Raw genomic sequence first — 14,534 nt, 5'->3', positions numbered from 1 at the left:
GGCGTCCAAATATCAGGTTTTGGTGACGTTCAGCAATGCATCGCGCGGTGCCGCAGCGGATTGGCTGGGACGGTTAACCAGAAAAAGCCCAGCAATGACAAGGACGGCGGCAGCCCCGAATGTCAGGTTCAGCGTGTCGTGCATGATGAAATAGCTACCCACCACGCCAAACAAAGGGGTGATGAAGGTAAAAGCCGACAATTTGCTGGCCGAATAGGTCTTCACCAGCGCGAACCAAAGCGTGAACGTGGTTCCCACGACCCAGATCGCCTGGAAGGCCATCAGGCCCAGTGACAGCGGCGACGGGGTGTGGGGGATGGTCTCCCCGAACAGCCAGGCGGCCAGCCCCAGGATCGGGATCGAGGTCGCGACCTGATAGCCCAGCGCCTTCTCGGGCGCCGCGAAGCGCAGCCGGGTGCCCTTGGCAACCAGCGTGGTCGCCGCCCACAGCGCGGCGCCGCCGACGATCATGAGATCGCCGAGCAGGACATGCGAATCGACGTTGGGCTGCGGCACGCCGATCGCGAGTGCGACGCCGGCAAAGCTGATGGCGAGCCCCAGCCATTGCGTCCCGCCAAGTCGCTCGCCGAGCACCTGGTAGGAGCCGAGCGCGACGAAGAACGGCGCGGTGTAGAGGAACACGACCGCCCGCGACGCCGGTGTGAAGCGCAGGCCCTGGAAGATCAGCACGAACTCGATGCCGAACATCAGTCCGGCGATCACGCCCGGCTTCCAGGTGCCGTCGCGCTCGAAGAATTTAACGCCGCGCAAGCTGCCGATGATGAACAGCACCGGCAGCGCGCCCATCGAACGGAACGTGGCCTGAAGCATCGGCGGGATGTCCGGCAGCACCAGCTTCACCGCGATCTGGTTGAACCCCCAGGTCAGGCACAGCATGAGCATCAGGGCGATGGCGCCGGCACTGAGGGGACGACCGGCGGACGGTATGGCTTGAGGTGAGGACATTTCTTCCTGAAAAACCGGCTTTGCGCCGTTGTTGCTCTATGCAGCTTTCTGACAATGCGTACAAACGCCCGTGATTTCCACCACGGACAATTTGGGAGCGAAGCCTGAGCTGCGCGCCGCGGCGTTGAGGTCCTTGGCGAAGGAAGCCGACGGAATCTCACCGACCAGACCACAGCGCTCGCAGATCAGGAACGTCACCGCCGAGGTCGCGTCGTGGTCGTGAGCGGCGCAGGCGAGATAGGCGTTGCGGCTTTCGATCCGGTGCACGAGGCCGTTGGCCATCAGGAAATCGAGAGCACGATAGACCGTGATCGGCGCCGGCCGCGGCATCGACTTTGCCAGCTCGTCGATCACCTCATAGGCGCCGAGCGGCCGGTGGCTCGAGAGCAGCGCCCCCAGCACATGGCGGCGTATCGGCGTGAATTTCTGCGCGCGCTCTCCGCAGACGGCTTCGGCATGCGCCAGCGCATCCGCGGTGCAGCGGCCGTGATCGTGGTCGGGCGCGGGAAATGCCGGCTTTGCGAGGGTCATGCGACCGGCGTTCTAGCATTTCGAAAGGGGAACCCAAAGCGGGACCCGCGATGCGGCCATCAGCCATGCTCGGCCTGCGGGACAGTGTCCCGCAAACCCGCCATGAAATAATCATAAGCTTGCTTATTATATTCCAAGCTTATTGGAGACCAAGCTCATGAGCCCGGGGCCCGTGGACCAGAATTTCCTGTTTACGCTCGCCGAGCTTTATCGCCTGCTCCGGGTTTATGCCGACAAGGAAGCCTCGCGCTTCGGCATCACCCGCGCGCAATGGGCGGTGCTGGCCAAGGTCGAGCGCAGCGAGGGCATGAAGCAGTCGGAGCTCGCCGAGCTTCTCGAGGTGCAGCCGATCACGCTGACACGCCTGATCGACAAACTCTGCGACAGCGACTGGATCGAGCGACGCAACGATCCTTCGGACCGCCGCGTCAAGCGGCTGTACCTGAAGAAGGCCGGGCGGCAATTGCTCGGGCGGATGAGCGGGCTGAAGTCCGAGCTCACGGCCAACGCGCTCGACGGCATCACTCCGGCGGACGCCCACCGCCTCCTCACCCAACTCGAAACAATCAAGGAAAACGTGCGGTCCGCGATCCAGACCAGCGGAGCGGAACAAGCGCGTAAGGAGCAGCGCTATGGCTGATCAGGTTCTCAAGTTCCAGCCCGAGCAGAAAATCGATGGCGGCAAGCCCACCAAGAAAGCCGGCACCAATCCGCGCCGCCGCCTGGTGGCGGGCCTGCGCCGCTATCGCCGCGTGCTGCTCCTGGTCGTGCTGCCGCTCGTCGTCGCGACTGCCGGCTTCACCTTCTATCTCAATGGCGGCCGTTACGTCGGCACCGACGACGCCTATGTCGGCGCCCAGAAGGTGCTGGTGACGCCCGATATCTCCGGCAAAATCCAGAAGGTCGTCGTCAAGGAGGGCCAGATCGTCAAGCACGGCGACGAGCTGTTCGAGATCGACCCCGCTCCGTTCCGTCACGCATTGGAAGAAGCCAAAGCGCAACTCGCCCAAGCCCGCGTCACCTATGACAATCTCGTTGCCAACATCAAGATCTACGGCGACATGCTCAATCTCGCTCAGCAGGGCATGGACCTGAAGCAGCGCGACGTCGAGCGCAAACAGTCGCTGGTGAAGAACAATTACGGCTCGCAGCTCGATCTCGACAACGCATCGAACGCACTGGTGACCGCTGGCGCGCAGGCGCAATACATCAAGCAGCAACTCTCAAACGCCAAGACCCAATTGCTCGGCAATCCCGAGTTGCCGCTGGAGCAGTTCCCGGCCTATGCGCAAGCGAAAGCCAAGCTGGACGATGCCCAGCGCAACCTCGACCACACCGTGCTGCGGGCGCCGATGGATGGCGTGGCAACCCAGGTCGAGCAGATCCAGCTCGGCCGCTACGTCGCTGCCGGCACGCCGGTGTTCTCCATCATCGACGTGGCCCATCCCTGGGTCGACGCCAATCCGAAGGAGAGCGACCTCACCTACGTCACCGAAGGACAGCCGGTCACGCTCGAGGTCGACGCGTTCCCGAACCATACCTTCAAGGGCAAGATCGGCTCGCTCTCGCCCGGCACCGGCGCGCAATTCGCGATCCTGCCGCCGCAGAACGCCAGCGGCAATTTCGTCAAGGTGGTGCAGCGCGTGCCGATCCGCATCTATTTCGACGAGACCGATAAATCCGTGCGCAAGCTGAAAGCCGGCATGAGCGTCTACGCGACCATCGACACCGGCCACCGGCGCTCGCTCGCCGGCCTGCTCGGCCTGTCGGCGACCGCGAGCCAAGACAAAGATACGGACAAAGACTGAGACAGGATTGATCCGATGTCCGGCCCGAATGCCCATTTGATGGTTCCCGGCCTGCGCCGGAACATGGTGACGATCTGCGCCATGACGGCGACCATCATGCAGGCGCTGGACACCACCATCGCCAACGTCGCCCTGCCCTACATGCAGGGCACGCTGTCGGCTTCGCAGGACCAGATCAACTGGGTGCTGACATCCTATATCGTCGCCGCCGCGATCATGACGGCACCGGTGGGCTGGATCGCCAACCGCTTCGGCCGCAAGCGCATCTTCATCATCTGCTCGGCCGGCTTCACCATGGCATCGGTGCTGTGCGGGCTCGCGCAGGACATCAACCAGATGGTGCTGTTCCGCCTGCTGCAGGGCGTGTTCGGCGCCGCCCTGGTGCCGTTGTCGCAATCGGTGATGCTCGACTATTATACGCTCCAGGAACGCGCCAAGGCGATGTCGATCTGGGGCATGGGCGTGATGATGGGGCCAATCATGGGTCCCTCGCTCGGCGCCTGGCTGACCGAGACTTATTCCTGGCACTGGGTGTTCTTCGTCAATTTGCCGTTCGGCGCCATCACCGTGATCGGGCTGATCATCTTCATGGACGAGACCCGGAAGGATCTCAGTCTCAGATTCGACTGGTTCGGCTTCGCGGCGCTGGCGGTCGCGATCGGCTCGCTTCAGCTCGCGCTCGACCGCGGCGAGCAATTGGGCTGGCTCGAATCGGGCGAGATCCTTGCGGAGTTCATCGTCTCGGCCGTCGCCTTCTACTTCTTCATCGCGCACTCCTTCACGACCTCGACGCCGTTCATCCGCTTCGCGCTGTTCAGGGATCGCAATTTCGTCACCGGCTGCATGTTCATGGTCGTGATGGGCCTCGTGCTGTTCTCGACCATGGCGCTGGCCTCGCCCTACATGCAGAACGTGATCGGCTATCCCATCATCACCGCGGGCCTGCTGCTGGCGAGCCGCGGCTTCGGCACCTTCTTCGCCATGATGCTGGTCGGCCGCATGATGCGTTACATCGAAGCCCGCACGCTGATCATCACCGGCCTGACGCTGACCGCGGGCTCGCTGTTCCAGATGACCGGCTGGACCGATTTGACCCAGGTGCCGGAGATCGTGACGGTCAGCGTCATCCAGGGCTTCGGCTTCGGCCTCGTCTTCGTGCCACTATCGACGGTGGCGTTCCTCACCTTATCGAATGAGCTGCGCACCGACGGCACCGCGATGCTGACCCTGATGCGCAACGTCGCGAGTTCGGTGGGTATTTCGGTCGTCATCGCCCAGCTGACACAGGGCACGCGGCGGACTTACGCGATCCTGTCCGAGCACATCAACCCATTCAACCATGCGCTCCAGATGCCCAGCGTCAGCGGCATGATCAATCTCTCCACCGACGCCGGCCGTGCCATGGCTGATCGCATGGTCAGCGTGCAGGCGCAGATCATCGCCTTCGCGCATGACTACGAGCTGGTGATGTTCTTCATCCTCTGCACCATCCCGCTCGCCCTGCTGATCGGCTCGACCAAGGCCACCCTGCGCAAGCAGGCAGCGGGGCCGGAACATGCCGTGATGGAGTAACGCCGTCGTCCCGGCCTTCGCCGGGACGACAGCGGTTTTGTGGCGCGAGCAGTTACAAAAGCTCCTCGCAGCCCAGATCCTCGACCGCCATCATCACGCGCTCCAGATTATTCCACCAGATCAACGGCGGGAGGTTGATGCTCCATTGCCAGACCGGCCTCGTGATGTGCCAGAGCACCGACAGACGATAGTCCTGGTCGAGCGCGCCGCGCGTGTAGCCGCTGACGCCGCTGGCGATCAGCGTCTCGTGATACAGATTGAGCAGCGGCCGCTCGAGCATCTGCCTGCGGTCCGGATACCACTGCATCGCCATCATGTAGGCGAGGTCACTCGTAGGCACGTTGATGCGCCACTGATCGAAATCGAAGATGCGCGCGGTATCCGCGACGCCGGGCCGCGGCAGCAGGAAATTCCAGACATGGGCATCACCATGAGCAATGCTGATGTGACGTCGCGAATGATAGCGCTGCGATAGCCGGGCCGACTGCTCGATCAGGCGGCGGTAGAGGGTGCGGCGCTCTTCGCTAAGGCGGTCGCCGAGCAGATCGGCAAAACGGTCGTAATGGCCGGCGAAGGTCTCCATGTGCTGCATGCGGTCCTCGGGGCTCGCCCAGGTGCCGACGGTATCACCAAGACCAGGATGGTCCCACCATGCCGCATGCCAGCGTGCCAGCGTCGTGACGATCGCCACCGCCTGCTCACGTGACGGCGGCAGCGGCCATTGCGTCGCGATCTCATGGCTGTCGGTGAGGTCCTCGAGCAGCAGGTGCCAATCGAGGCTCTCCTCGTCGAAACTCCCATCGAAGCAGCGCGGCACCAGCCCCTGCGGCATGCTTGGCGCGAGCTGCGTGTAGAAAGCCACTTCCTGTCGACCAGCATCTGCAAGGGTCTTGGCGAAGTCGGAATTGGCAGTCTTCAGGATCAGCGATTGCGGCGCACCGGCGGATTCCCCGACATAGCGCAGGCCGAGGCGAACGATGTGTGAGACGACGGTGTCGCGCTGATGCAGCACCTTCACTTCGCGCACTGCACCAGCGTCCAGTACGCCACTCCTGCGCAGCGCAGCTGTCAGTTGGGCGGGCTCAACGACCGCCGGCAATTGTGGAGTTGTCATAACCACGATGCCCCTGCCCCGCGTCATACTGCACGATCACGGCCGCAGGCGCCAGCGAACGACGTCGCGCCCGGCTCAGGCCGCCGCTGTCGAGTCGCGCACCGTCCGGACCACGACCGACCGGAGCTGTTCGAGATTGGCTGCCATGCCGGCGATCGCCTGTCTGACCTCCGCGGCGCGCTCGTTCACGGAGGCGGCGTCGCGGCTGACATCACCGATCTTGGCCGAGACCTCCTTGGCCGCGGACGCCGATTCGGAAATCGACCGCGTGATCTCTCGCGTCGCCGCGTCCTGCTCTTCCATCGCGGCGGCAACCGAGGTGGCAACGCCGTCGATCTCGACGATGTGACCTCCCATGGTTTCGACGGCATCGACTGCGGCCTGCGTCGAGGCCTGGATCTCGGCAATCAGCCGCGCGATCTCCTCGGTGGATTTGGCGGTCTGGTCGGAGAGGGATTTCACTTCGGCGGCGACCACCGCGAAGCCACGGCCGGCCTCCCCGGCGCGCGCCGCCTCGATGGTGGCGTTGAGTGCCAGCAGATTGGTCTGGCCGGCGATGCCGCCGATGAGGTCGGAGACCTCGGCGATCTTCTTCACCGATCCGGCCAGCGTCTGGATAGTCGAGCGCGCCTGTTCCCGACCAGCGACCGCCGATTTCGTCACCGTGCTGGTCCGCGCGACCTGGGTTGCGATCTCGCGGATCGAAGCACTGAGTTCTTCAGCTGCGGCCGAGACAGTCTGCGAGCTGCCGAGAGCCTGGTTGGAGGCGGCTGCGACCGCCTGCGATTGTGTCGAGAGCGACCTTGCGATCTCGGACAGACTGGAGGCGGCACGCTCCACGCCTTGCGTTGCGGCGCTCGCGGTGTCGACCGAGCGGCCGGTCTCGCGCTCGACGGTTTCGGCCATCTGCTGCAGGGCGCCGCGCTTGGCGAGCGCCGCCTCCTGCGCCTTCTGCAACTGCTCCTCGCGCAGGCGGGAATTCTCGACCGCCGCCTGCTTGAACACCAGGAGCGCGCCCGCCATCGAGCCGACCTCGTCCTGCCGGTGCGCGAAAGGAATGTCGGCGGCGAGATCGCCGGTCGCGAGCTTTTGCATCGTGCTGGTCATGCGCACGATCGGGCGCATCACACCGAGGGCGACGCCGAGCAGGCCCGCCGCAATGAAGGCGAGGACGGCGGCGGAGACGCCGAGGAGGATATAAAGCATGGAGCTGTCGCGGTCCGCGGCCAGCTTCTCCATGTCGGCATTCTGCTTGTTGGCGCTCTCGACGATGCTGTCGATGACGGCGCGATGCGCGGTGTAGGCGTCCTTGAGCTGCGCGTAGGCGCGCTCGGAGGCGGCCGTGTCCTTGGCCTTGAGCGCGGGGAGGAGCTGGTCGGACAACAGCTTCCAGAACTTCTGCACCTCGGCGTCGGATTTCGACACCAGGGCCGTCTTCAGGTCGGCCGAGAGGCTGGAGGTGACCCAGAATGCCTTGCGCTCGTCGTAATCCTTGCGGAGCTGGACCAGGCGTTCGCCATGGGCCGCCAGCTGGTCGGGCTCGCGCATGGCGAGCGTGGCCTCGAGATAGGCCTCGATCACATATTCCGGCGGCGGCAGGATGTCGGCGATGAGATCATTGCCGAGCTTGATGTCGGAATAGAGCGGGCCGCCGACCTTGAGCTCTTTCAAGGCGTAAAGGCTGGTGGAGACCACCGCGGTGAAACCGATCGCCAGAACGACGCCGAAAGCAATGATTGCGGAAGAAAGCGAAAGGCGAATTTTCATGGAACAATCCAATGGGGCCGCGCCGAATCCCACGGACCCTAAAGGATTACGGTAAACACGGGATTGCATCGCGCGGAAATTGCATCGCACGAACTCCGAAAAAGTACGGGAAACGGCGTCAGGTGAACGGTTTCGGGCAGCGAAATCAGGCCCGTCCTTTGCTGTCGTCCCGGATCGGCGCTCCGCCTGTCCGGGACGACGCTGGACTCACACGTCGAAAAACACCGTTTCGTTGTCGCCCTGAAGCCGCAGGTCGAGCCGGTACACCGGCTTGCCGGCCTCGCGCACGGCCGTCAGCGTGGCGCGACGGTCGGCGGGCACCACCGCCAGCACGGGATCGGCGGCATTGCCGGCCTCGTCGCTGAAATAGATCCGGGTGTAGAGATGCCGCAGCATGCCGCGGCCAAACACCGCAAGCAGGATATGCGGTGCCTGCGGCTTGCCGTCGGGATCGGGCACCGCGCCCGGCTTGACGGTTTCAAAGGAATAATTGCCGTCCTTGTCGGTGCCGCAGCGGGCAAAGCCACGGAAGCTCGCATTCGGCAGCGCGCGCTTGTCCTGCGGATCGGCAAAGCGCCCCTGCGCGTCGGCCTGCCAGATCTCCAGCATGGCATCGGGGACGACCACGCCATCGCCGTCGAACACGCGGCCCTCGATCCGGACGCGATCGCCGGTGACGTCGGGCGTCAGGGTCGAGTTGGTAAACGCATCGTTCCAGGCATACTCGCCGGTCGGCGTCAGGCCATATTTGAAGAACGGGCCGACGGTCTGCGACGGCGTGATCCCATTGTCCTGCACTTAATGGTTCTCCATAGGGGTGGCGTTCTTGCCGCGCAGCACGATGTCAAAGCGGTAGCACAGCGCCCATTCGGGCTGGGTGTTCTCGAGATCGAACGATGACACCATCCGCGCCCGCGCCTTTTCGTCCGGCACCGAATTGAAGATCGGATCGAACGGGAATAGCGGATCGGCCGGGAAGTACATCTGCGTCACGAGACGCGTGACGAAGGAGTGCCCGAATACCGAGAGATGGATGTGTGCGGGACGCCAGGCGTTGTGATGATTGCCCCAAGGATAGGCGCCAGGCTTGATCGTGACGAAACGGTAGTAACCGGAGGCGTCGCTCACGGTGCGACCGGCGCCCGTAAAGTTCGGATCCAGCGGCGCCGGATGCTGGTCGCGGACGTGAACGTAACGGCCGCAGGAATTGGCCTGCCAGATCTCGACCAGCGAATTCGGTACGCCGCGGCCGTCCTCATCGCGCACATGGCCGTGCACAATGATGCGTTCGCCGAGCGGCTCGCCGGTGTGTTGGGTGGTGAGGTCGTTGTCGCCCTCGCGCACTGTCTCGTGGCCGTAGACCGGGCCGGTCAGCTCCGACAGCGTATGGCGCATCGGGATCAAGGGCTTGTTCGGCGCGCGCTTGATCGAGCTCTTGTACTCGGGCGACAGCGGCAACGGATGCGCCGTGTTGCTGTCGACGGGATAGATGAATGTCATTGGCGAACTCCTCCCCCGGCCCTTTTCCGACCGGTCAACGCTTCCGCCAATCATTATAGGATATAACTAATTGGGGGAAGCGGCTTTGCGCCCTATTTGATCGGCGGACGCGGCAGGACGGCCTCGCCGGCTTCGAGCCGGTAGACATGGTCGAGCGAATACCACGGCGTCGCCACGTCGCGCTCGGTCGGGTGTGGCGTGTCATGGCGCAGGAACTTGCCGACCAGTGCCTTCGTCACGCCGAACTGCACGTCGCTATCGATATGCGGATCGGCGGGGTCGTAGACCTGCGAGATCAGCACCTTGAATCCGGCCTTGAAGACCAACGCGTGCAGGTGCGCGGGACGATAGGGATGCCGGCTCTGCGCCTCCAGGAGGCGGCCGACCACGCCGTCGGTCGGAATGGGATAGCCAACCATCATCACGGAGCGAAAAGAGAAGGCTCCGTCCTGGTCGGTCGTAAACTTGCCGCGCAGGTTCATGTCGGCCTGCTCGGGGTCCTGGTTTTCATAGAGACCAACCGGCGACGCATGCCAGACGTCTACCTCGGCGCCGGCGACGGGACGGCCGTCCCTGTCCACGACGCGGCCGTTGACGAACAGCGGCGCGCCTGGGGTCTCGGAGCGGACGATCGATCCGCCATTTTCCACCCGCGGCGAGTTCAGCCGCCAGAACGGTCCGAGCAGCGACTGGTCGGTTTCCGTGTTGCCCTCATCGCCGTTGTTCAGCAGGCACACCAGCGGCGAGACGCCGAGCGAGCCTGCCATCAGCACGACCTCGTTATGCGTGTCGGTCGAGAGCTTGCCGAGCTCGGCGATCACAGCCGTGGCGTCGCGGAATTCCTTCTCGGTCAGGCGAACGTCGCGGACAAAGCCGTGCAAATGCTTGACCAGGGAGACCATGATCTGGCGCAGCCGGGGATTGGACGTCTGCTCCATCACCGCCAATGCCGCAGCCGTGACGTCCTGCTCGCTCGCGATGATCATGGCACGGTTCTCCCTGTCGTTCCGGGGCAGCCCGACAGGGCTGAACCCGGAATCTCGAGATCCCGGGTTCGGTGCAAATGCACCGCCCCGGGATGACGGCGCGCTTCGCGTCCCGTCAGTTCAGCTTCTCGATAGCGACGGCGACGCCCTGGCCGACGCCGACGCACATGGTGGCGAGCGCCAGCTTGCCGCCGCGCTTTTCCATGCCGTGCACCGCGGTGAGCGCAAGGCGCGCGCCGCTCATGCCGAGGGGATGACCGAGTGCGATCGCGCCGCCATGCGGATTGACGAAATCGGCATCGTCGGCAACGCCGAGCTGGCGCATGCAGGCGATACCCTGCGAGGCAAAGGCTTCGTTGAGTTCGATCAGGTCGAAATCGCTGATTTTCTTGCCGAGACGTTCCATCAGCTTGCGGGTGGCCGGCACAGGTCCAATGCCCATGATGCCCGGCGGCACGCCGGCCGAAGCGAGGCCGAGGATGCGCGCGCGCGGCGTCAGGCCGTGCTTCTTCACGGCTGCCTCGGACGCCAGGATCATCGCGGCGGCGCCGTCATTGACGCCGGAGGCGTTGCCGGCGGTCACCGTGCCGGGATTGCGCACGATCGGCCTGAGCTTGGTCAGGGCTTCCAGCGTGGTCTCGGGACGCGGATGCTCGTCCTTGTCGACGGTCACAGGGCCCGCCTTGCCGCCGGGAATGGTGATCGGGATGATCTCCTCGGCGAAATAGCCGGCCGCGATCGCGACGCCCGCGCGCTGCTGCGAGCGGATCGCGAAGGCGTCCTGATCGGCGCGCGAGACCTGGAATTCCTCGGCGACGTTTTCGCCGGTCTCGGGCATCGCGTCGACACCATACTGCGCCTTCAGCAGCGGATTGATGAAGCGCCAGCCGATCGTGGTGTCGAAGATCTCAGCCGAGCGCGAGAACGCCTCCTGCGCCTTGCCCATCACGAAGGGCGCACGCGTCATGGATTCGACGCCGCCGGCAATCGCAAGCTCGATCTCGCCGGAACGGATGGCGCGGCCGGCGGCGCCGACCGCATCGAGGCCGGAGGCACAGAGCCGGTTCAGGGTCTGGCCCGGAACCGAATCCGGCAGACCCGCAAGCAGGAGCGCCATGCGTGCAACGTTGCGGTTGTCCTCGCCGGCCTGGTTGGCACAGCCGAAGAAGACCTCGTCAACCTGTGCCCAATCGAGATTGGGGTGCTTGGCCATCAGAGCCTTGATCGGGGCCGCCGCCAAGTCGTCGGCACGCACCTTGGCGAGCGATCCGCCAAACCGGCCGATCGGGGTCCGCACGGCATCGCAGATAAAGACGTCACGCATCGTTGTTCTCCCTGATTGCCGCGGTCCGGCCAAATTCTTCAATGTCGGCGGAGTTTTAGGAGGGTGCCCGCGGCAGGTCAATTGACTGGGGCGCGCGTGTTCCGGGGACGTGCACGCCTGCGGCGCATGCCGCGGAGCGGACAACGTGGAAAACCTCCCCTTCCCGGCCAAAGCGATAGGAGCGCGGGGCGAAATTTTGTAGGTTGCGCCGCCCATGACAATGCAACAACCGATCCCTGTACCGCCCCCCGACGATACGCCCGCGCCGCAGGCGGAAGCCGCCGCGCGCGTCACGCCGATGATGGAACAATACCTTGAAATCAAGGCGGCGCATCAGGGCCTGCTACTGTTCTACCGGATGGGCGACTTTTACGAGCTGTTCTTCGAGGACGCCGAGATCGCCTCCAGGACACTCGGCATCGTCCTGACCAAGCGCGGCAAGCATCAAGGCGCCGATATCCCAATGTGCGGCGTGCCGGTCGAGCGCTCCGAGGATTATCTGCACCGGCTGATCGCCGGCGGCCACCGGGTCGCGGTGTGCGAGCAGACCGAGGATCCCGCCGCCGCCAGGGCGCGCGGCAACAAGAGCGTCGTGCGGCGCGGCGTGGTGCGCCTGGTCACGCCGGGCACGCTGACCGAGGACACGCTGCTCGACGCGCGCGCCAACAATTACCTGCTGGCGCTCGCGCGCGCGCGCTCATCGGCGGGCGGTGACCGCTTTGGCCTCGCCTGGATCGACATCTCGACCGCCGAATTCATGGTGACGGAATGTTCGGGCGGCGAACTCGCCGCGACGCTCGCGCGCATCAATCCGAACGAGGTGATCGTCACCGACGCACTCTATAACGATAGCGAGCTTGGGCAGACCCTGCGCGAGCTGCCGGCGGTGACGCCGCTGACCCGCGACGTCTTCGACGGCGCCACCGCCGAGAAGCGGCTGTGCGACTATTTTGCCGTCGCGACCATGGACGGACTGTCGCAGCTCACGCGGCTGGAAGCCACTGCTGCCGCCGCTGCCGTCACCTATGTTGACCGCACCCAGGTCGGCAAACATCCGCCGCTGTCGCCGCCCGCGCGCGAAGCCTCAGGCGCGACCATGGCGATCGATCCGGCGACGCGCGCCAATCTCGAACTGACGCGGACGCTGGCCGGAGAACGCCGCGGTTCGCTGCTCGATGCGATCGACTGCACGGTGACCTCGGCCGGTTCGCGCCTGCTGGCGCAGCGGCTTGCCGCGCCGCTGACCGATGCGGCGGCGATTGCGCGGCGGCTCGATGCCGTCGGCAGCTTCGTTGCCGACTCGGCCGCGCGCGAGGACATCCGCAGCATCCTGCGCGGCGCTCCGGACATGTCGCGGGCGCTGGCCCGTATATCCGTCGGCCGCGGCGGGCCGCGCGACCTCGCCGGCCTGCGCGACGGCATCATCGCCGCCGACCAGGTGCTGACGCGCCTTGACGAACTCGACCAGCCGCCGCAGGAGATCGCCGCGGTGACGGCGGCGCTGCAAAGGCCGTCGCGCGAGCTCGCGGCGGAATTCGCCCGGGCGCTCGACGATCAACTGCCGCTGATCAAGCGGGACGGCGGGTTCGTTCGCCAGGGCTATGAGCCTGCGCTGGACGAAACGCGAAACCTGCGCGACGCCTCGCGCCTGGTGGTGGCCTCGATGCAGGCGCGCTACGCCGACAACACGGGTGTGAAGGGTCTCAAGATCCGGCACAACAACGTGCTCGGCTATTTCGTCGAAGTTACCGCGCAGCACGGCGACAAGCTGATGTCGACGCCGCTGAACGCAACCTTCATCCACCGCCAGACGCTGGCCGGCCAGGTCCGCTTCACCACCTCGGAACTGGGGGAGATCGAAGCCAAGATCGCCAATGCCGGCGACCGCGCACTCGGGCTCGAGCTCGAGATTTTCGAGCGGCTCTGCGCCAAGGCGTTGGCAATCAGCGAGGAGCTGCGCGCCGCCGCCCACGCCTTTGCGCTGCTCGACGTCGCGACGTCGCTTGCCAAGCTGGCGATCGACGAGAACTATGTGCGGCCCGAGGTGGACGGCTCTCTCGGCTTTGCCATCGAGGCCGGCCGTCATCCGGTGGTCGAGCAGGCCTTGAAGCGCAATGGCGAGCCGTTCATCGCCAATGCCTGCGACCTCTCGCCGGGCCCTGCGCAAAAATCCGGCCAGCTCTGGCTGCTGACCGGTCCGAACATGGCCGGTAAGTCGACCTTCCTGCGCCAGAACGCGCTGATTGCGTTGCTTGCCCAGATCGGCAGCTTCGTGCCGGCGACACGCGCGCGGATCGGCATCATCGACCGCCTGTTCTCGCGTGTCGGCGCCGCCGACGATCTCGCCCGCGGCCGTTCCACCTTCATGGTCGAGATGGTCGAGACGGCCGCGATCCTGAACCAGGCCGGCGAGCGCGCGCTCGTGATCCTTGATGAAATCGGCCGCGGCACCGCCACCTTCGATGGCCTCTCGATCGCCTGGGCCGCGATCGAGCATCTGCACGAGAGCAATCGTTGCCGCACGCTGTTCGCGACGCATTATCACGAGCTGACCGCGCTCTCGGCCAAGCTGCCGCGGATGTTCAACGCCACGGTGCGGGTGAAGGAGTGGCAGGGCAATGTCGTGTTCCTGCACGAGGTGCTGCCGGGTTCCGCCGATCGCTCTTACGGCATCCAGGTCGCCAAGCTCGCCGGCCTGCCGCCGGCCGTGATCACGCGCGCGAAATCGGTGCTGGCGAAGCTGGAAGCCCAGGACCGCGGTCAGACGGCGCGGGCGCTCGCCGACGATCTGCCGCTGTTCGCAGTACCCTCGCGCGCCGCCGCAGAAGCCGCCCCACTGAGCGAGGCCGAACTGCTGATCGACGCGGTGAAGGCGCTGCATCCGGACGAGATGTCGCCACGCGAAGCGCTCGATGCGCTGTATGCGTTGAAGGCCAAGCTGCCGAAGCAGTGACGGTGCCGTAGGT

12 protein-coding genes are annotated in these 14,534 nt (G+C 65.1%); 4 read left to right on the top strand and 8 right to left on the bottom strand.

The window, feature by feature from the left end; genetic code table 11:
- Positions 1 to 12: 12 nt before the first annotated feature.
- Together AC0L20_RS10200 and AC0L20_RS10195 are read right to left on the bottom strand one after the other, a co-directional pair.
- Complete coding sequence (locus tag AC0L20_RS10200; RefSeq protein ID WP_007615962.1) at positions 13 to 966, bottom strand: DMT family transporter; 954 nt, start codon at positions 964 to 966, stop codon at positions 13 to 15.
- Positions 967 to 1,002: 36 nt separating this feature from the next.
- On the bottom strand, positions 1,003 to 1,497 hold the full coding sequence (locus tag AC0L20_RS10195; protein WP_473288403.1) for a Fur family transcriptional regulator: 495 nt from the start codon (positions 1,495 to 1,497) through the stop codon (positions 1,003 to 1,005).
- Between the two features lie 157 nt (positions 1,498 to 1,654).
- On the opposite strand from AC0L20_RS10195, the gene AC0L20_RS10190 reads away from it, so the two are divergent.
- Genes AC0L20_RS10190 through AC0L20_RS10180 form a run of 3 tightly spaced genes read left to right on the top strand, consistent with a single transcriptional unit; the run spans position 1,655 to position 4,877 of the window.
- Entirely contained in the window at positions 1,655 to 2,137 is a 483-nt protein-coding gene (locus AC0L20_RS10190; protein ID WP_007598134.1) for a MarR family winged helix-turn-helix transcriptional regulator, read from the top strand.
- A complete protein-coding gene (locus AC0L20_RS10185; RefSeq protein WP_473288402.1) occupies positions 2,130 to 3,305 on the top strand; it encodes an HlyD family secretion protein in 1,176 nt (391 codons plus the stop codon). The genes AC0L20_RS10190 and AC0L20_RS10185 overlap by 8 nt, the downstream gene beginning before the upstream one ends.
- 15 nt (positions 3,306 to 3,320) lie before the next feature.
- Entirely contained in the window at positions 3,321 to 4,877 is a 1,557-nt protein-coding gene (locus tag AC0L20_RS10180) for an MDR family MFS transporter (protein WP_027566034.1), read from the top strand.
- Between the two features lie 52 nt (positions 4,878 to 4,929).
- Here AC0L20_RS10180 and AC0L20_RS10175 read toward each other — a convergent pair whose 3' ends face one another.
- From AC0L20_RS10175 to pcaF, 6 genes are all read right to left on the bottom strand, one after another.
- A complete protein-coding gene (locus AC0L20_RS10175; RefSeq protein WP_473288401.1) occupies positions 4,930 to 6,018 on the bottom strand; it encodes a phosphotransferase in 1,089 nt (362 codons plus the stop codon).
- A 48-nt stretch (positions 6,019 to 6,066) separates the two neighbouring features.
- Entirely contained in the window at positions 6,067 to 7,758 is a 1,692-nt protein-coding gene (locus AC0L20_RS10170) for a methyl-accepting chemotaxis protein (protein WP_473288400.1), read from the bottom strand.
- Between the two features lie 207 nt (positions 7,759 to 7,965).
- Entirely contained in the window at positions 7,966 to 8,556 is a 591-nt protein-coding gene (pcaG, locus tag AC0L20_RS10165; RefSeq protein ID WP_473288399.1) for a protocatechuate 3,4-dioxygenase subunit alpha, read from the bottom strand.
- On the bottom strand, positions 8,557 to 9,258 hold the full coding sequence (gene pcaH / locus AC0L20_RS10160; protein ID WP_027514573.1) for a protocatechuate 3,4-dioxygenase subunit beta: 702 nt from the start codon (positions 9,256 to 9,258) through the stop codon (positions 8,557 to 8,559). It abuts the gene before it with no gap.
- Between the two features lie 92 nt (positions 9,259 to 9,350).
- Complete coding sequence (locus tag AC0L20_RS10155; RefSeq protein WP_473288398.1) at positions 9,351 to 10,244, bottom strand: dioxygenase family protein; 894 nt, start codon at positions 10,242 to 10,244, stop codon at positions 9,351 to 9,353.
- Between the two features lie 115 nt (positions 10,245 to 10,359).
- Positions 10,360 to 11,568 carry a 3-oxoadipyl-CoA thiolase gene (pcaF, locus tag AC0L20_RS10150; RefSeq protein ID WP_473288397.1) on the bottom strand — a complete coding sequence of 403 codons (1,209 nt, stop codon included), beginning with the start codon at positions 11,566 to 11,568 and terminating at the stop codon, positions 10,360 to 10,362.
- A gap of 214 nt (positions 11,569 to 11,782) precedes the next feature.
- Here pcaF and mutS point away from each other — a divergent pair, with 214 nt between their 5' ends.
- Positions 11,783 to 14,521 carry a DNA mismatch repair protein MutS gene (gene mutS / locus AC0L20_RS10145; RefSeq protein ID WP_473288396.1) on the top strand — a complete coding sequence of 913 codons (2,739 nt, stop codon included), beginning with the start codon at positions 11,783 to 11,785 and terminating at the stop codon, positions 14,519 to 14,521.
- Positions 14,522 to 14,534 lie beyond the last annotated feature (13 nt).

The sequence above is a fragment of the Bradyrhizobium sp. Kon58 genome, assembly GCF_055807455.1.
Note: the sequence above shows the minus strand (reverse complement) of the source record. Positions and strands in the feature narration are given on the sequence as shown.